Source organism: Nonomuraea ferruginea (genome assembly GCF_039540635.1).
Taxonomy (GTDB): domain Bacteria; phylum Actinomycetota; class Actinomycetes; order Streptosporangiales; family Streptosporangiaceae; genus Nonomuraea; species Nonomuraea ferruginea.
In genome coordinates this window covers 81,804-98,984 of sequence record NZ_BAABFD010000009.1, presented here as the reverse complement: position 1 = coordinate 98,984, position 17,181 = coordinate 81,804, and the positions used below count along the sequence as shown (strand labels likewise).

At 73.4% G+C, this 17,181-nt stretch carries 12 protein-coding genes and 1 pseudogene; 9 read left to right on the top strand and 4 right to left on the bottom strand.

The features are described 5' to 3' along the window. Position 1 precedes the first annotated feature (1 nt). Positions 2 to 1,849, bottom strand: coding sequence for a RiPP maturation radical SAM C-methyltransferase (locus ABD999_RS18465; RefSeq protein ID WP_271279099.1), 1,848 nt, complete (start codon positions 1,847 to 1,849; stop codon positions 2 to 4). A gap of 8 nt (positions 1,850 to 1,857) precedes the next feature. Then, entirely contained in the window at positions 1,858 to 2,277 is a 420-nt protein-coding gene (locus ABD999_RS18460; protein WP_271279100.1) for a S8 family serine peptidase, read from the bottom strand. Positions 2,278 to 2,363: 86 nt separating this feature from the next. On the opposite strand from ABD999_RS18460, the pseudogene ABD999_RS43940 reads away from it, so the two are divergent. The 3 genes and pseudogenes from ABD999_RS43940 to ABD999_RS18450 all read left to right on the top strand — a co-directional run. Then, positions 2,364 to 2,477, top strand: a pseudogene (locus ABD999_RS43940) (hypothetical protein); the annotation flags it as partial. A 225-nt stretch (positions 2,478 to 2,702) separates the two neighbouring features. Further along, a complete protein-coding gene (locus ABD999_RS18455) occupies positions 2,703 to 4,067 on the top strand; it encodes a hypothetical protein (RefSeq protein WP_271279101.1) in 1,365 nt (454 codons plus the stop codon). Continuing rightward, positions 4,064 to 5,212: an ARPP-2 domain-containing protein gene (locus tag ABD999_RS18450; protein ID WP_271279102.1), complete on the top strand. Its 1,149-nt coding sequence runs from the start codon at positions 4,064 to 4,066 to the stop codon at positions 5,210 to 5,212. Before ABD999_RS18455 ends, ABD999_RS18450 begins: the two co-directional genes overlap by 4 nt. Here ABD999_RS18450 and ABD999_RS18445 read toward each other — a convergent pair. Beyond that, complete coding sequence (locus ABD999_RS18445; protein ID WP_271279103.1) at positions 5,169 to 5,579, bottom strand: hypothetical protein; 411 nt, start codon at positions 5,577 to 5,579, stop codon at positions 5,169 to 5,171. The two genes, ABD999_RS18450 and ABD999_RS18445, sit on opposite strands and share 44 nt — an antisense overlap. A 137-nt stretch (positions 5,580 to 5,716) precedes the next feature. On the opposite strand from ABD999_RS18445, the gene ABD999_RS18440 reads away from it, so the two are divergent. From ABD999_RS18440 to ABD999_RS18425, 4 genes are all read left to right on the top strand, one after another. Further along, positions 5,717 to 8,077 (top strand): serine/threonine-protein kinase, encoded by a 2,361-nt coding sequence (locus ABD999_RS18440; protein ID WP_345482807.1) that lies wholly within the window; start codon positions 5,717 to 5,719, stop codon positions 8,075 to 8,077. Positions 8,078 to 8,089: 12 nt separating this feature from the next. Further along, positions 8,090 to 10,969, top strand: a complete 2,880-nt coding sequence (locus ABD999_RS18435) for an AfsR/SARP family transcriptional regulator (RefSeq protein WP_271278230.1) — start codon at positions 8,090 to 8,092, stop codon at positions 10,967 to 10,969. Between the two features lie 79 nt (positions 10,970 to 11,048). Continuing rightward, entirely contained in the window at positions 11,049 to 11,645 is a 597-nt protein-coding gene (locus tag ABD999_RS18430; protein ID WP_271278231.1) for a lipoprotein, read from the top strand. Beyond that, positions 11,629 to 12,165 (top strand): OmpA family protein, encoded by a 537-nt coding sequence (locus ABD999_RS18425; protein WP_148034164.1) that lies wholly within the window; start codon positions 11,629 to 11,631, stop codon positions 12,163 to 12,165. The genes ABD999_RS18430 and ABD999_RS18425 overlap by 17 nt, the downstream gene beginning before the upstream one ends. 17 nt (positions 12,166 to 12,182) lie before the next feature. Here the strand turns inward: ABD999_RS18425 and ABD999_RS18420 are convergent, their stop codons facing one another. Further along, positions 12,183 to 13,259 carry a S1C family serine protease gene (locus ABD999_RS18420; RefSeq protein ID WP_271278232.1) on the bottom strand — a complete coding sequence of 359 codons (1,077 nt, stop codon included), beginning with the start codon at positions 13,257 to 13,259 and terminating at the stop codon, positions 12,183 to 12,185. A 919-nt stretch (positions 13,260 to 14,178) separates the two neighbouring features. On the opposite strand from ABD999_RS18420, the gene ABD999_RS18415 reads away from it, so the two are divergent. Then, positions 14,179 to 14,937, top strand: a complete 759-nt coding sequence (locus ABD999_RS18415) for a hypothetical protein (RefSeq protein WP_271278233.1) — start codon at positions 14,179 to 14,181, stop codon at positions 14,935 to 14,937. 60 nt (positions 14,938 to 14,997) lie between these two features. Next, positions 14,998 to 17,175: an acyl-CoA dehydrogenase family protein gene (locus ABD999_RS18410; protein ID WP_271278234.1), complete on the top strand. Its 2,178-nt coding sequence runs from the start codon at positions 14,998 to 15,000 to the stop codon at positions 17,173 to 17,175. The last annotated feature ends 6 nt before the right edge of the window (positions 17,176 to 17,181 follow it).

Sequence of the window (17,181 nt, the reverse complement as noted above, 5' to 3'; positions counted from 1 at the left end):
GTCAAGGTCGAGAGTCGGCGGACGTCCTGGCCGGCACGCGGATCCCCAGCGCCAGCCACTGATCGTCCGTCCGGACCATGAGCCGTCGCCGCAGGCAGTCCGCGAGGAATGCGAGCACCTCCTCGGCCGTCGCCCCCGCGGCCGTGCTGGCGGCGACGGCCGCGCGCTCCGCCGTGCCCCTGTCGCACCGGGCGTACACCGCCGCCCGCCAGCCGGTCAGCCGGAACGACACCGTCCGTTCGTCGCGGGTGTCGACCAGGACCAGCCCGCCGTCGGGGTGCGCCAGCAGCGCGAGCGTGCCGTTGCCGCCGCGCTCGATCCACCGCCGCACCCGCTTCATGACCGGCCCGGCGTGGTCCAGGGGGCGCATGCCGTCGGCGTAGTCGAAGTCGAAGTAGTACGCGATGCGCCGCAGGGCCTCGTCCGGGAAGGGGTAGAGGCACCGGTACACCTCCATGGGCCGCACGCCGGTCATCCCGAACCGCTCCGGATCCTGGTGGAAAGGGCTGAACCGGTCGAGCCGGATGGCGTCCATGCCGTCCGGCGGCTGGAGGAAGTCGCACGCGTCCAGCAGGGGCAGCATCGACGCGTAGTCCTCGGCGGTCTCCCCGGGGAAGCCGAAGAGCAGGTTCCAGCGCGCGGTGACGCCGAACTCCGCGCACCACTTGAGGAGCTGGATGTTGCGCAGGGCCGTGGTCCCCTTGCGCATCAGCGCCAGCACGTGGTCGCTGAGGCTCTCCAGGCCAGGCTGGATCTCGCGGACCCCGGCGTCGGCGAGCAGCTTCACCTGGGCGGCGCTGAGGTTGGCCTTGACCTCGTAGAACAGGTCGGCAGGCGCTCCGGCGGCGGCGAGCGCGGGCAGCAGCGTGGTGAAGTACCGCATGTCGAGGATGTTGTCGACGACGCCCGCCCTGGTGAGGCCGTGGCGCCGGGTCAGGTGCTCGATCTCGTCCAGCACGCGCTCGGGCGACTTGCTGCGGAAGGTCATCGCCTGGCCGTTCAGCCCGCAGAACGTGCAGTGGTGCCTGGCCCCCCACCAGCAGCCGCGCGAGGTCTCCAGCAGCAGGCGGGGGCGGACGGCGGCGCCCTCGGCGCTGTCGCGGAGGGCGTCGAAGTAGGCGTCGAAGCAGGGGACTGGCAGGGCGTCGAGGTCGGTGATCGGCGCGGCGGGCGGGGTGCGGACGCTCGCGCCGTCCCTGCGCACGATCAGGCCCGGCACCTCGTCCACCGCCGCGCCGGCGCGCATCCGCTGGACGAGGGCGGGGAACGACACGTCGGCCTCGCCGCCGCAGACGACGTCCACGAACGGGAAGCGCGCGTGCAGCTCGTGGCCCATGTCGCCTTCCCAGTTGGCGCCGCCGAAGACGGTGACGACGCCGGGATGGCGTTCCTTGACCCGCCGGGCGAGCGCGAGCGAGGCGAGGTTCTGCTCGAAGGTGGAGGTGAACCCGACGAGGTCGTAGTCCGTCCAGGCGATCGAGGCCAGGCAGCGGTCGAGGAAGCGGGCGCAGGAGCCGCGCAGCCTCCGCAGCCTGGCGATCGTCTCCTGGGGCTGCCGGTGGACGCCGCGCAGGACGGTCTCGTCGTACGCGGCGTCGGCCGCCGGTCGTTCGCCGTGGAGCGCGGCGGCGAACAGCCACTCGCCGGCGAAGGCGGTGTGCGGCAGCCCGCCCTGCACCCACTGGTAGTCCGGCAGGCCGATGAGATCGGCGAGGTCGAAGCCGAGATAGCGGACGTCGCAGGCCACGCCGTCGCGCCGGAGCGCGGCCTGGAGCAGGCTCAGCCCGAGCGAGGGGCGGTCGAGCCCGTGCCAGGGCATGCTGACCAGCAGGACGCGGTAGGTGGACACGGCCGGGCCTAGTCGCAGTTCAGCCCGCGGATGGAACATTCGATGTAGGTGGTCTGGGCCGAGCTCTGGGCCGCGTAGGCGTCGATGAGCCCGCTGCCGGTCGCGCGGTCCGGCCCGGCCGTCGCCTGGTGGTTCATGCCCGGGCCGTTGAAGCAATTGCCGGTCGTCACGTCCCTCGCCGTGGCCCTGAGGAGCTGCTTCATCCGGGTGGGCGAGATCCCCGGCCAGGAGCCCTTGACGAGGGCGCACACGCCCGCCGCCTGGGCTGCCGCCGCCGAGGTGCCGCTGAAGACCGCCCAGCCGTCGTCGGACTTGGTGTCGTCCGCGCTGTCGGCGAAGGTCTCGTCGACGAACGAGCCCGGCTGGGTGGGCAGCATGATGTACGAGGCGTTCGGCTGCAGGCCGACGAGGCCCACGACGTCGGGCACCCGCCTGCCGGGGAAGATGTCGCTGGTGAAGCCGCTGGCGTAGTCGGACGCCCGCAGATTGCCGCCGGCGTCCAGATGGGCGCGCCGGCAACGACGAGCTCAACGGCAACAACGGGAACGACGGCCTCAACGGAGGACCGGGCACCGACGACTGCAACGGCGGGCTCGGCACCGACACCGAGGCCGGCTGCGAGCCCTAGTGAACGCCGGCTCATCTCCCGCCCCCGGGGAACCGGCGGGCGGGAGGCGGCTGGGCCGGCCGACGGCAGAATGCGGATATTTCGTCGCTCGTCCGGCTGCCGCCCGGTAAGGTCCGGGAGCAGCCGGTCGCGGGACTCAGGCGCGACTTCCGGAACCCGCCTATGAAGCGATGCTTCGCAGTTCGTGCCCCCATTCCCCGGCCGGCGCCGTCATCCCGGGGAGCCATGGACACCTACGCCGACCTGATCGAGTGCGAGGACGTGCTGCTGTTCGCGAACGCGGCCATCACCTCGACCGGGCAGCGGGAGTTCCGCGCCACGGCGGGCGAGCAGCGGCTGTCGCTGGACTTCCTGCACCGCTACATCCACGGCAACTATCCCGATCTGTACGCGGCCACGCTGGCGCTGGACGTCAACGACCACAACGCCGCGATGATCATCCACAACGTGCTGAAGGCCCGCGGCGACGGCCCGCTCATCTCCTGGCGGCTGGCCAGGATGAGCCCGCCACGCGTCTACCGGCTGTTCGGCGAGCTGCGGCGGGACGGCGTGAACAACCGGCGCACCAGGGCGATCATCCGCGACTGGCTGCTGGCCCGGCCCGACCTGGCCTTCGACGCGGTCAAGTACCGCTCCGCGATGAAGGCGGCGGTGCGTCACGCGCACCTGCGGCCGCCGGGCGAGCTGGGCGACTTCCTGTTCGCGCCGCACCGGCGCGCCCGCTTCGACACCCCGGTGCTGGAGGCCTGGCGCCGTGCCCACCACGAGAGGCAGGCGCTGTACGAGCTGCCGTACACGGTGGCGGAGGGCTTCGCGGCCCGGCACGGCATCCCCAGGGCGGTCTTCCTGGAGCGGATCGCGCCCCGCCTGACCCGTTCGGAGCGGCTGCGGCTGGCCGGCGCCCATGAGCGTGCGGGGATCCGGGACAGGGCCGATCTGGCGGCCATGCCGCTGGTGCGCGCGGCCTCGTACGTGCTGTCGCTGCCGTACGGCGAGCGGCGTCAGCACGTGGCGGCACTGCGCGCGGCGGCGGCGCGGGCGGCGGGGCCGCGGCGGGGGACGTGGGGGAGTGTCGCGGCGGTGCTGGACGACAGCTTCTCGTCGTTCGGCTCGCCGGTGAAGCGGCGCAGGCCGCTGGCGGTCGCGCTGGCCTGCCACTACCTGCTGGAGGCGCTGGCCGGGTCCTACCGAGGGCTGTGGGTGTCAGGGCTCGCCGACCCGGTGATGGCGCGGCCGGACGGGCCGACGCCGCTGGGACAGCGGGTGCTCGACGCGCTCGACCCGCGGCCCGACCGGCTGGTCATCGTCTCCGACGGGTGGGACAACGCGCCTCCCGGGCTGGCCGCCGAGGTCCTGCGGGTCTGGCGGCGCCGGCTCGACCCGGCGGGCGGGGTACGCATCGTGCACCTGAACCCTGTGTACGACGCGGAGCGGTTCGAGGTGCGCAGGCTGTCGCCGCTGGTTCCGACGGCCGGGATCCGCGACGCCGAGGACCTGCCGGCGCTGGTCGAGCTGGCCGGGTTCGCGCAGGGCCGCACCGGGCCTGCCGAGCTGCGCGCGTACCTGGAGGAGAGGGCGGCGGCGCGATGATCGACCTCGCCGGGCTGGAGACCCGGCCCGCCCAGACCTGGGGAGCGGTGCGGCTGGTGCCGCTGGTCCGGCCGGAGCCGATCCTCGACCTGCGGCTGCACGCCCGGGTGTACGGGGACGAGCTGAGTGTTGTCAGCCTGCCGGACAAGTCGGTGTACGTGGCGTACGTCCCGCACGCGTTCGTGGCGTCGTGGACCGGCGACGGGAGCCCGGCCGCCGCGTACGGCACCCAGCTCGGGGAGCCGCTCGACCGCATGGACGTCAGGTTCCGCCGGCGGATGGCCAGGCGCGTGGACAAGAACCGGCTGCGCTTCCTGCCCCTGCACCTCGCCCTGGAGGGCTACCTGGCGCTGCACTTCCGCGGGCCCGTGATCGCCTGGGCGGAGTGGTCACGCCAGGCGGTCGCGCGGGGGCTGTCGCCGCGCGCCGAGGACGCCCGCACCGGGGCGGAGGTGCGCGGGCTGGAGGACGCGCTGCGCGTCTTCGAGATCCACCCCGGCCAGTGCGGGCTGCTGCTGTACGCGGGTGACACGCTGGCGAGCGCGTTCGTGGTGCCGCATCCTGACGACTACCGGGCGCTGCACCCGACCCTGGTACGCGACCTGTACGGGGAGCTCGTCCACGAGTACGCGACGTTCTACCCGGCCCGCGACTTCCCCGCGGTGATCGACGAGAGCCGGGTCTCCTCCCTGGCGGACCTGCGGGCCGAGGCGGCGCGGCAGGAGCGGGAGTGGGCCGGCTTCCACGACTCGGTCATGGCGGCGGGCCTGCTGGGCTCGCCGGACCGGGTGGAGGAGGTGTACCGGCTCGGCGGGTTCCGGCTGCGGCGTTTCCTGCCGGCCTTCGACCGCCGGGCGGAGAACCACATCGGGGAGACGATCACCGCCGAGGACGGGAGGCTCGCGTACCTGAAGACCTTCAGGCTGTCGCAGGCCCAGGTGCGGCGCGGCCACCTGCTGCGCGTGCTGCACGAGCACGACTGGCGTCTGGAGGACGCCGCCGCCGCTCTCGGCGGCACCGCGGCCCAGCTCGGGACGCGGCTGGAGCGGGCCGGGTTCGGCCACCTGCTGCGGCAGGACGTGCTGGACCGGTACCGCAGGGTCAACGGGCACAGCCGGCGAACTCGTCCAGCCGGCGGAGCATGACGGCCAGCATGGCGGGGAACATCGCCACGTGCGCCGCGATCATCACCCCGTGACCGTCGATGAGCCCCAGCCACAGCAGCGGGAAGAGCGGAACGGCCGGTGCGAACATGGCGGCGCACATCTCCAGCGTCGACCCCCAGCCGTGGCCGCGGAAGCGCATCCACACGGCCATGCCGATCGACATGTTGAGCGCCATGAGCAGGTACGCGGCCTCCGGGTGGGTCGCGTACGAGACGTGCACGCCGGCCATGGACCAGGCGAGGTCCAGGAGGAACATGCCGGCGAACATCGCAATGATCATTTCGATGTAGTGCAGGGCGAATCGGCCCCAGTTGCGGCCCGTGGCGCGTGCGGTCGTCTCTGACATGTCTTCGACGGTGACGCCGTACGGGGCAGACGGGGAGGGGAGGGCGGGCTGCTGGTCTGGAAACTTGGGATCCTCGTCTTTCGGACACGGATACGCGCTCCGAGCGGGACGATCCGGACCTGGCTAATGTGTCTGCGGTGAGCGATCGGGTCATCGGCGGGTACGCGCTGCGGCGCGTCCTCGGTCGCGGCGGCATGGGCGAGGTGCACCTGGCCGCCACCCCCACCGGCGGGCTGGCCGCCGTCAAGGTCATCCACCCTAGGCTGGCCCGCGACCCCGCCTTCCGCCGCAGGTTCGAGCGCGAGGTGGCGGCCGCGCGCCGGGTCGCCCGGTTCTGCACCGCGCCCGTCCTGGACGCCGGCATCGACGGCGACGTCGCCTACCTCGTCACCGAGTACGTCAAAGGCCCCGACCTGGCGCGGGCCGTGCGCGACCAGGGGCCGTTGTCCGGGGGCAACCTGGAGGCGCTGGCGGTCGGCATCGCCACCGCGCTGAGCGCCATCCACGGCGCCGGGGTGATCCACCGCGACCTCAAGCCGTCGAACGTGCTGCTGTCGCCGCTCGGGCCGCGTGTCATCGACTTCGGCATCGCCCAGCTCGTCGGGTCCGACACCAGTCAGGCGATCCTCGGCACGCCCGCGTTCATGGCGCCGGAGCAGGCGCGCGGCGAGACCGTCGGGCCGTTCACCGACGTGTTCGCCTGGGGCGGGGTCATCGCGTTCGCCGGCACCGGCCGCTCCCCGTTCGGCGGCGGCTCCCCTGGCGAGGTGCTCAACCGCGTCGTCAACGAGAGGCCCCACCTGGACGGGCTGGACGGCGGCGTCCGCGGGCTGGTGGAGCAGGCCCTCGCCAAGGACCCCCGGGCCCGCCCGCCGGTGTCCCGCCTCCTCGCCGACCTCCTCGGCGGCCCCCCGACCAGCCCCGCCTCGGCCACCGAAGCCGTCGAGCGCACCTGGACCACCCCCCTCACCCGCCCTCCGTCCCCTCCCCACCTCCCCCCAGCGCCCCCGTCCACCGGATCCCCCACGAGCCCACAGCCTGCCCCCACCTCCCGGGGTACGGTTCCGTACGGTCCGGAGGCGTCCCCCACCTCCCAGGGCGCGGTTCCATACGGGAGAGTCTCTAGGGCGGTGGGTGGCTCGCCCGCGCTGCGGGGCGACCCTGAGCGGACGGGTGCTGCCGCTGAGAGCGGCGATGCGGTTCCGCACGGCGGGTCTGCTGTGAGTCCGCAGGGTGCCCCCGCCTCCCAGGGTGGGGTGGTTTCCGGAGCGGCAGGCGGTACGCCCGCGCTGCGTGGAGATAGCGACCAGGACCCACGGCGGGCGGGTGCTGCCGCTCAGGGTGGGGGTGCGGTTCCGTACGGCGGATCTGTCGTGAGTCCGCAGGGTGCCCCCATCTCCCAGGGGGCGGTTCCGTACGGAGGAGCCTCTGGCGCGGGCGCGGTGCGTGGAGATGGAGGCCAGGCCGGAGCGGGTGGCCTTGGGCGGGCGGCTTCCGCTGCTCAGGGTGAGGGTGCGGTTCCGTACGGGGGAGTCTCTGGGGCGGCGGGCGGTTCGGGCACGCTGCGTGGAGAGGGTGACCCTCGGCGGTCGGGTGCTGCCGCTCAGGGTGGCGACGCGGTTCCGTACGGCAGGTCTGCTGTGAGTGCGCAGGGTGCCCCCGCCTCCCAGGGTGAAGGTGCGGTCCCGTACGACGGGTTTGTTGTGAGTGCGCAGGGTGCCCTCGCCTCCCAGGGTGAAGGTGCGGTTCCGTACGGTCCGGAGGCTTCCCCCTCCTCCCGGGGTGCGGTGTACGGGGGATCTGTTGTGAGTGCGCAGGGTGGTCCTGACTCCCAGGGGGCAGGCGGCGGTGCGCGTAAGAAGGGGAGAGGTGGGGCGCGGTGGCGTTGGTGGGTGGGCGGGTTGGTGGCGGTGGTTGTGGGTGGGGCCGTTGCGGGGGTCCTGTTGAGGGGGGAGGCGTGGCCGTACGAGAGTGGGTTCGCCGATGGGTGGGAGGTGGGGGCGTCGGAGGCCGGGACCGCTGAGAAAGACGGTTCCGGGTATGTGCTGGCCGTCGAGGACGGGTGGCGGTTGTGGAAGTCGGCGCCGCGGCGGGAGCCCGGTGGCGGGGTGGTCGTCAGCGCGAAGGCGGAGTTGCGGGAGGGCGCGGGCGAGTACGGGGTGTGGTGCCATGGCGGCTCGGGTGGCCGGTACGAGTTCGGGGTCAGCGGCGCGGGCCGGGTGGCGATCGTCAAGCGCCGCACGGGGCAGGAGGGCGTGGTTCTGTACGGACCGGAGAAGGCGGCGTCCGAGGGCACGAACCGGGTCGTCGCCGAGTGCGCCGGTGGCGACGGCGAGGTGACGCTGCGGATGTGGCTGAACGAGCGCCTGGTGGCCGAGGCCACCGACGCGGAGGCGCCGCTGGGTCCCGGCATGGCGGGGGTGCACGCCGCGCCGGAGGCCGGGAAGACGGTGCGGGTGCGGTTCGAGTCGTTCGCGCTGCGACCGGCGCGGGGCTGAGGGACGGTGGGCGTGTGGTTCGGGCTGCTGGGCCCGCTCCGGGTCGGGGACGGCGGGGAGCCGGGCCCGGCCAAGCACCGGACGCTGCTCGCGGCGCTGCTGCTGTCGGCGGGCACGGCGGTGCCGGTCGAGCGGCTGATCACCGTGCTGTGGGGCGACCGGCCGCCCGCGTCCGCCGAGTCGGTGCTGCGGGTGTACGTGAGCGCGCTGCGCAAGCTGGTCGAGGGGATCACCACCGTGCCGGGCGGTTACCTGCTGGCGGTGGACCGGGACGAGATCGACTGCCACCGGTTCGAGCGGCTCGTGGGGGAGGCCAGGCGGATCCGGGAGGCGGGCGGGCACGTGGAGGCGGCCGCCCGGTTCAGGGAGGCGCTGGCGCTGTGGCGGGGGGAGGCGCTGGCGGGCGTCGACAGTGCCGAACTGCGCCGTACGCATGGCGTACCTCTTGAGGAGTCGCGCCTGACCGCGCTGGAGGAGCGCGTGGACCTGGACCTGCGGCTGGGGCGCGGCGGTGAGGTGGTCGGCGAGCTGCGGGCGCTGGTGAACTCCCACCCGTTGCGTGAGCGGGGGTGGGCGCACCTGATGGCGGCCCTGCACCAGGCGGGGCGGCGGTCCGAGGCGCTGGCGGCCTACCAGGAGGCGCGGCGGGTGCTGGTCGACGAGCTGGGGCTGGAGCCGGGGCCTGAGCTGCGAGAGGCGCACGACCGGGTGCTCGCGGGCGAGGTGGTGGCACCGGCCCGGATCTCTACGACCCCGCTCGACGAGTTGCCGCCGGATATTTCGGACTTCACCGGTAGGCGGGACGTCCTGTCCTGGGTCACCCGGTGGGCCCGCGACACCACGACAGGGAACGCGGACGGCACTGGCGGTCCTGCGACGGGTTTCTCAGGTGGTGGTCCGACCACGGGCTCTGGAGGCGGTGGCGGTGGTCTCGCCTCGGGCGGCGGGGTGGCGCGGGCGCCGGTTTGTCTGGTGGTGCACGGGCCCGCCGGGTGCGGCAAGTCGGCCGTGGCCGTGCGGGCGGCGAACCTGCTGGAGCCCGGCCACGGGAGGCTGTACGCGGTGCTCGGCGAGCGGGCGCCGGGGGCCGTGCTGGAGGACCTGCTGCGGACGCTCGGCCGGCCCGACGGCGCGGTGCCGCCGGCGCTGGACGAGCGGGTCCGGCTCTACCGCCGGCTCACCTCGGCCCGGCGGCTGGTCGTGGTGCTCGACGACGCGGCCGGCGAGACGCAGGTGCGTCCCCTGCTGCCGACCGGCCCCGGCAGTGTGACGATCGTGACCAGCCGCTCGCCGCTGGCCGGGCTGGAGGCGGCCAGGCCGTACGAGCTGGGCGTGCTGGATCCGGACGAGGCGTTCGAGATGCTCGCCGGGGTGGCCGGCCGCGACCGGGTGGCGGCCGAGCCGGAGGCGGCGCGCGAGATCGTCCGGCTGTGCGGCGGACTGCCGCTGGCGCTGCGGATCGCCGGGTCGCGGCTGGCCAGACGGTCCGGCTGGACGGTCGCCCACCTGGCCGGGCGGCTGGGCGACGAGCGGCGCAGGCTGGACGAGCTGAGCGCGGGCGACCTGGCCGTGCGCGGCAGCCTGGCGCTCGGTTACCGCGGGCTGGCGGAGCCGGAGCGGCGGCTGCTGCGCGAGCTGGGCGCGTTCACGGCTCCCGACTTCGCCCCGTGGGTGCTGGGCGAGGACCTGGAGCCGCTGGCCGAGGCCGGGCTGCTGCAGTCGCGCGGGCTGGACGAGGCGGGCCAGGAGCGGTTCGGCCGACACGACCTGACCAGGCTGTACGCGGCCGAGCGGCTGGCGGAGGAGGGCGGGCCCGGCCCGGTGCTGGCGGCCAGGGCGGCGGAGATCCTCGACCGGACCAGGCGGGCCAGGGTCACCCTGCTGCCCGCGGAGCCCGGCTCCGGCCGGACGCTCGTCCGTACGGGAGAGCAGATCCTGGAGACGGGCCGGCTGCGCCAGGAGGCGCGCTGGCTGAGCGCGGAGCGCCGCTTCCTGGTCGCGGCGGTCGGCGACTTCTTCCGGTCGGGCCTGTACGAGGCCGCGTGGCGGCTGGCGTTCTACCTGACGCCGCTGTTCGAGCTGGCCGGCCACCACGACGACTGGCATGCCACGACCGCGACCGGGCTGGACGCGGCCAGGACGGCGGGCCACCGGCAGGGGGAGGCGCTGCTGCTGCGCGGCCTGGCCGACCTGCACCGGGCGGAGGGCAGGAACGACGCCGCGGCGGCGGCGCTCCGGGCCGCCCAGCCGCTGGTGGAAGGGCTGGAGCTGGCCCGCATCACGCTCCGGCTCGGGTTGGTCGAACCTCGCAGGGCCGAGGCGGAGCGGGTGCTGCGCCGGGCGCTGCACGTCTTCGGCCAGGCCGGTGACCAGCGCGGCAGGGCCGACGCGCTGCGGGCGCTGGGCGCGCTGCTGTCCGGCCGGGAGCCGCTGGAGGAGAGCCTGGCCGTCTACCGCGAGCTGGGCGACCCGCGCGGCGAGGCCGAGGCGCTGCTCGACCTGGCCAGGCTGCACCTGGGGGCGGGCCGCGGCGCCGAGGCCCGCGCCTGCGCGGAGCGGCGGATCGCGATCAACCGGCGGCTCGGCGACCGGCTGCCCGAGGCGTCCGGACTGCTGGTGCTCGCCCGCGTCGCCCGCGCCGAGGGGCTGCCGGACGCCGCCGCGGACGCCGCCGGGCAGGCGCTGGAGACCTTCACGGTGTACGGGGACCGGCGCGGTTCGGGTGCGGCCCTGCTCGTCCTGGCGGAGTCGTACCTGGACATGGAGAAGATCGATGAGGCGGTTGAGGCGCTGACGCGTGCTATGGGAGAGTTTGACCGGCTCGGTGACGAGCACGGCCGCGCGGCGGCCGAGCGGCTCGCGAGCGAGGCACGGGGGAGGCGGGGTGTTTAGCCCGCTATGCGGATCCTGAAGGTCGCCTCGCTAACGTTCGGGCCCTGAGTTCGGAACCCCCGAAAGGTGATCAGTGACCATGCGCAAGACGTTGGTGCTGGCGGTCGCGGTCGTGGCGCTGACCGGCTGCGGCATGCTGCCCTCCACGACAGGCGGCGGCGGCCAGGAGAAGCAGGGCGGGACCCAGGCGGCGCAGACGGAGAACGCGCCGCCCGAGACCACCGCGCCCCCCGCCGAGCAGCAGACCGCCCCGCCGCAGGGGGACAAGGTCATCGCCAGCCGCGAGACCAAGGCCGAGGGCACCGACGGGCCGACCAAGGTCAGGGTGGAGATCACCGGGCTGCTGCGCCAGGGCAAGACCGCGACGCTCAACTGGACCATCACCGGTCTGGAAGGCAGTTTCAACGTGCACAACGGCATGGGCGGCGGCGTCTTCGACTACACCGTGTCCGGCGTCAGCCTGATCGACCCGGTCAACGCCAAGCGCTACCGCGTGGCGCGCAACGGCACCGACGACAAGGCCGAGTGCGTCTGCTCGGGCACCCAGGGCGAGTTCCTGGAGAAGGACGAGAGCGCCAGCCTGTACGCGGTCTTCGCCGCGCCGCCGGCCGACGTCACCAAGGTCAACATCGAGATGCCGCAGATCGGCGTGTTCACCGATGTTCCGATCTCTTAGTCTCGCCCTCGCCCTGACGCTGGCCTCCCCTACCCCTCCGCCGGAGTCGGCGATCGGCGTGGTGGAGGACCTGGTGCTGCCCGTCGAGGACATCATCGGCGAGGTCGAGTCGCTCGACGGCAGCGAGAGCGAGTCCCAGCGGGGCGACCAGGTGACGGTGGCGCTCACCAGCGACGTGCTGTTCGCGCTCGACAAGTGGCGGCTCACCGCCAAGGCCAGGCAGCGGCTCAAGGAGGTCGCCGAGCAGATCAACACCGAGGGCGCGGGCGGCCAGGTCAGGGTCGAGGGCCACACCGACGACCAGGGCGCCGACGCCTACAACGACACCCTCTCCCAGCGCCGGGCGGACGCCGTCAAGCAGGTCATGGCGGGCCTGCTGACGCTCCCCGGCGTGACCCTCCAGGCCCAGGGCTTCGGCGAGACCCGCCCCAAGCTGCCCAACACGGCCGAGGGCAAGCCCTTGCCGAAGAACCGCGCCAAGAACCGCCGCGTCGACATCGTCTACACCATCAAGCAGTGAACGCGGCGGTCTGCGGATCACCCGGCCTGGAGTTCGGTCAGGGTGACGGTGACCTTCTGACTGGCGCCGTCTCGTACGAACTCGATCTCGACCTTGTCGCCCGGTTTGTACTCCGTGAGGGTCTCGGTGAGGTCGGCGATGGTGGGGATCTGCTTGCCGGCGACCGAGACGATGATGTCGCCCTCGCGGATGCCCGCCTTGGCGGCGCCGCCGTTCGACTGGACCGAGCGGACGCCGACGCCGGCGGGCTGGCCGTCTTCGCCGATCACCGTCGAGCCCGTGATGCCCAGCGCCGCCCGGTGGCTGTTGACCACGCGGCCGTGCTCGACGATCTGGGCGGCGATGTCCGTGGCGGTGTTGCTGGGGATGGCGAAGCCGATGCCCGGGGCCGCGCCGCCGCCCAGCGACGGGTTGGTGGCGGCGAGGGTCGGGATGCCGATCACGTGGCCGGCCATGTCGACCAGGGCGCCGCCGCTGTTGCCGGGGTTGATCGCGGCCGAGGTCTGGACGGCGCTGGCGATCGTGGCGCCTGGCGAGCCTTCGCCCTGCGGCTCGCTGACCGTGCGTCCCGTCGCGGAGACGATGCCGTTGGTGACGCTGCCCGACAGGCCCAGCGGGTTGCCCATGGCGAGCACGAGCTGGCCGACCCTGAGCTTGGACGAGTCGGCGAACGTGGCCGGGCGCAGGCCCCGCGCGTCGTCCACCTTGATCACCGCGAGGTCGCCGGCGGGGAAGGACTCGACCAGCTTCGCGCTGCGGGAGCCGCCGCCGGTGGCGAGCGTGACCTCCATGGTGGTGGCCTCGCCGACGACGTGCGCGTTGGTGACGATGTGGCCCTTGTCGTCGTACACGACTCCGGAGCCGAGGCCGGCCTTCGTGTTGATCTGCACGATCGAGGGCAGGACCTGGGCGATCACGCGCTCGTACGTCTGCTCCAGCGGCAGCGCTTCGGCGGTGGGGCTGGGCGAGGGGGTGGTCGCCGTGGCGGTGGCGGTGGGTGAGGCGGTCGGCGAGGCCGTGCCGCGGACTCCGGGCGCGCCGGCGCAACCGGTGACCAGGACGGCGGCGGCCAGCCCTCCAGCGATCTTGCGCATGCCCGGTACTCTGCCCAGCTCGGACGGAAAGATACGCAGGTCAGGGGTGTGGGTTGCGCGACGTCTCCTGATGGATACGGTACGTGACTTCGTTCTGGTGCGGGCATAGCGGAAATGTCGCCCGTCCAGGTGACGTAGCCTTCAAGCCATGGCGGACGTCGGCGATCAGAACAACGGCAACGATGCTCCCACCGCTCCCTTTCGCAAGATCGTCCCGCCTGCGGAGGAAACCATCGCCTTCCGCCGGGACCGTCCCTCAGGAGCCTCACCTAGCCCGGGCCAAGGGGAGGTGACCCCCGAGCCTCCCAAGCCGGCGGCATCGGGCGGCCCCTCCCGGCCTTCCGGTGCGAAGTCGGGCGGTGCTTCCAAGCCTGGGAGTTCCGGCGGTTCCGCGCCGTCCGGGCCGAATCCGATCGAGGCGTCCGGCCCTCAGGCCGGGAGAGCACCCGGTAAAGGGGCTCCGCAGTCCGCGGGCCCCCAGAGGCCGGGAGGTGAGCGTCCCGCCGGTCGTCCAGGTCAGCCGGGCCCCGCCGGACCTGCGGCCGGTCCCGCCAGACCCGCAAGCGGCTCGGCTGCGCCGTCCGGGCAGGCCGGATCTGCGGCTGGAAAGGCTGGTCCTCCGGCTCGGAAGGCCAGGTCTCTGGCCGAGTTGGTCGGGCAGCCCGGGTCGGCAGGGAAGGCTGGCTCTCCGGCTGGTTCGGCTGGTCAGTCTGGTGCTTCTGTTGGTTCGCTCGGGCAGGCTGGGGTGGCCGGGTCGGCCGGTGGTTCGGCTGGGCAGGCCGGCTCTCCGGCTGGGCAGGGTGTGGGGCCGCGGCGGGCTGGGGTGGGGCCCGTGCGGGTGGGGGCGGGGCCGGTGGGGCCTGGGGGTGCGTCGTTCGGGCAGGCTGAGCCGTTGCCGGCGACGGCTGCGCCGCCTCCGTTGAAGGGTGGGCTGGTCAGCCGGATCGGGGACATCCCGATCAAGGTCGTCTATCTGCTCGGCGCCATCGTCGCCACGGTGGCCGCCGTCCTGCTGGTGTTCGTGATCTTCTCCGGCGACGTGCCGACCCAGCCGGAGAACGAGGACGTCGTCCAGGTCGCCCCGGTGCCCTCGACGTCGGCCGAGGCCTCGGTGACCCCGACCCCCACCGAGACGCCGCTGCCGGCGGTGCCCGCGAAGATGGCGTTCGCCGACCTGCCGGGCAGGGCCACCGCCGCCACCGGCACCGTGACCGACAGCAGGACCGGCATCAGCTACCCCAAGCTGGGCAAGCCCTGGCAGGCCAGGTCCTTCTCGCCGTTCGCGCACGCGCAGCGGGTGGGCAAGGCCGGGGTGCCGCAGACGGTGATCGCGTCGGCGATGCTGCCCGGCGACAACCCGGAGACCAAGCCCAGGTCGGACGCCGACTACCGGGCCATCGCGGCCAGGGCGGCCCGCTGGACGCTGAATTCCCAGTATCCGGAGGGCGCCACCCTCGCCTGGACCGGCTCGCTGAAGGTGTCCGGGGGCAAGGGCTGGACGCTGGCCTTCCGGGTGACCTACACCGACGGCGGCAAGCAGCGCACCGGCCATGCCCTGGTGTCCGTCGTGGAGGTGGGCCAGACCAAGCCCGCCATGCTCATGGCCTCGATCCCGGAGAGCGGCAGGGCGTACTGGAGAGATCTGAACACCCTCGCGGAGAAAGTTCGCCCCCTCTAGGCCAGAAGCGTGCTCTAGAATATGATTCTGGCATCTACGGAACCGCCTGGAGGATGAGCTATGGCGATCGGGTTGAGCGAGGAGCACGAGGCGCTCCACGAGTCGGTGAGCGGCTGGGCGGAGCGCAGCATCCCCACCGACACGCTCCGCTCTGCCGGCGACGAGCGGCCCGCCTTCTGGCCGGGCCTGGCAGAGCAGGGCCTTCTCGGCCTCCACCTGCCCGAGGAGTCGGGCGGCTCCGGCTACGGGCTGCTCGAGGCCGCTGTCGCCGTCGAGGCGCTGGCCGAGCGGATGGCGCCCGGCCCCTACGTGCCGACCGTGCTGGCCAGCGCGGTGATCCACGCCTCGAAGCACCACGAGCTGCTGCCCGGCCTGGCCGACGGCACCCGCACCGGCGCACTGGCCCTCACCGGGTCGCTGACCGGCACGCGGGCGGGCGACGGCTCCCTGACCGTGTCCGGCGCCGCGGAGCCGGTGCTCGGCGGTGCGATGGCCGACGTGCTGGTGCTTCCCGTGGTCACCGGCGACGGCGAGCTGTGGGTGGCGGTCGACGCCACCGCCGCCACCGTCACCTCGCTCAAGTCGCTCGACCTCACCAGGTCCGTGGCGAAGGTCGAGCTGGACGGCGTCACCGTGCCCGCCGACCGGGTGCTCGACGGGGTGGAGAGCGCCGACGTGCGCAACATCGCCGCCGTCCTGCTCGGCGCCGAGGCCGCCGGCGTCGCGTCCTGGTGCGTCACCGCCGCCGCCGAGTACGCGAAGGTACGCGTGCAGTTCGGCCGCCCGATCGGCCAGTTCCAGGGCATCAAGCACAAGCTGTCGCGCATGCTGGTCGCGCTGGAGCAGGCCCGCGCCACCGTCTGGGACGCCACCCGCGCCGCGGGCCAGGAGCTCGACTACGCGGCCGCGATCGCCGGCGTCATGGCCCCCGACGCGGCCGTGCAGTGCGCCAAGGACGCCATCCAGACCTTCGGCGGCATCGGCTACACCTTCGAGCACGACGCCCACCTCTACTACCGGCGCGCGCTCACCCTGCGCGCGCTGCTCGGCGGCTCCGCCGGCTGGGCCGCCCGCGTCACCGAGCTGGCCCTGCGCGGCGTCACCCGCGAGATGGAGCTCGACCTGCCGGAGGACGCCGAGCCGCTGCGCGAGGCCCTGCGCGCCGAGATCGCGGAGATCGCCCGGCTGGAGGGCAAGGAGCAGAAGCGGGCGCTGGCCGAGCGCGGCTTCGTCATGCCGCACCTGCCCGCGCCGTGGGGGCGCGGCGCGAGCCCGCTGGAGCAGGTGCTCATCGCCCAGGAGCTGAAGGCGGCCAAGGTCAGGCTCCCCGCGCTGATCATCGGCGCCTGGGTGGTGCCGTCCGTCGCCGTCTACGGCACGCCCGAGCAGCAGGAGCGGTTCCTGCCCAAGACGCTCAGCGGCGAGATGATGTGGTGCCAGCTCTTCTCCGAGCCCGGCGCCGGCTCCGACCTGGCCTCGCTGCAGATGAAGGCGGAGAAGGTCGAAGGCGGCTGGCGGCTCAACGGCCAGAAGATCTGGACATCCGTCGCGCACGTCGCCGAGTGGGGCATCTGCATCGCCCGTAACTCCAGCGAGGGCTCCAAGCACGAGGGCATCACGTACTTCCTCGTCGACATGAAGTCGCCCGGCGTCACCGTGCGCCCGCTCACCGAGATGACCGGCGAGAACCTGTTCAACGAGGTCTTCCTGGACGATGTGTTCGTCTCCGACGACCTGGTGGTCGGCGAGGTCGGCGACGGCTGGAAGGTGGCCAGGAACACGCTCTCGAACGAGCGCGTCTCGCTCTCCTCCGGCTCCGGCGGCACCGGCGCGTCCGTGCCCGACCTGCTCGGGCTCGTCAAGCGGCTCGGCCGGGACCTCACGCCGGTCGAGGCGGACGCTCTCGCGCACGTCATCTGCGAGGGCCACTCGATCAACGCGCTGTCGCTGCGGGTGACGCTCAAGCAGCTCGCCGGCAACGAGCCGGGCGCCGACGCCTCGGTGCGCAAGCTGCTGTCGACCTCGCACGCCCAGCACGTCTCCGAGACCGCGGTGAGCCTGATCGGCGCGCAGGCCACGGCGGCGGCCGACATGAAGCTCGGCGACCCCGGCTACTGGAACCGCGCCGTGCTCGCGACCCGGGCGATGACCATCTACGGCGGCACCACCGAGGTGCAGCTCAACATCATCGGCGAGCGCATGCTCGGCCTGCCCAGGGACCCCGAACCGGGCAAGTGACCCGCG

What these genes read in the sequence shown, in the direction of transcription:
- ABD999_RS18425 (WP_148034164.1), top strand. Translation starts at nt 11,629, where the DNA reads ATGTTCCGATCTCTTAGTCTCGCCCTCGCCCTGACGCTGGCCTCCCCT.
- ABD999_RS18450 (WP_271279102.1), top strand. Translation starts at nt 4,064, where the DNA reads ATGATCGACCTCGCCGGGCTGGAGACCCGGCCCGCCCAGACCTGGGGA.
- ABD999_RS18455 (WP_271279101.1), top strand. Translation starts at nt 2,703, where the DNA reads ATGGACACCTACGCCGACCTGATCGAGTGCGAGGACGTGCTGCTGTTC.
- ABD999_RS18410 (WP_271278234.1), top strand. Translation starts at nt 14,998, where the DNA reads ATGGCGATCGGGTTGAGCGAGGAGCACGAGGCGCTCCACGAGTCGGTG.
- ABD999_RS18420 (WP_271278232.1), bottom strand. Translation starts at nt 13,259, where the DNA reads ATGCGCAAGATCGCTGGAGGGCTGGCCGCCGCCGTCCTGGTCACCGGT.
- ABD999_RS18445 (WP_271279103.1), bottom strand. Translation starts at nt 5,579, where the DNA reads ATGTCAGAGACGACCGCACGCGCCACGGGCCGCAACTGGGGCCGATTC.
- ABD999_RS18430 (WP_271278231.1), top strand. Translation starts at nt 11,049, where the DNA reads ATGCGCAAGACGTTGGTGCTGGCGGTCGCGGTCGTGGCGCTGACCGGC.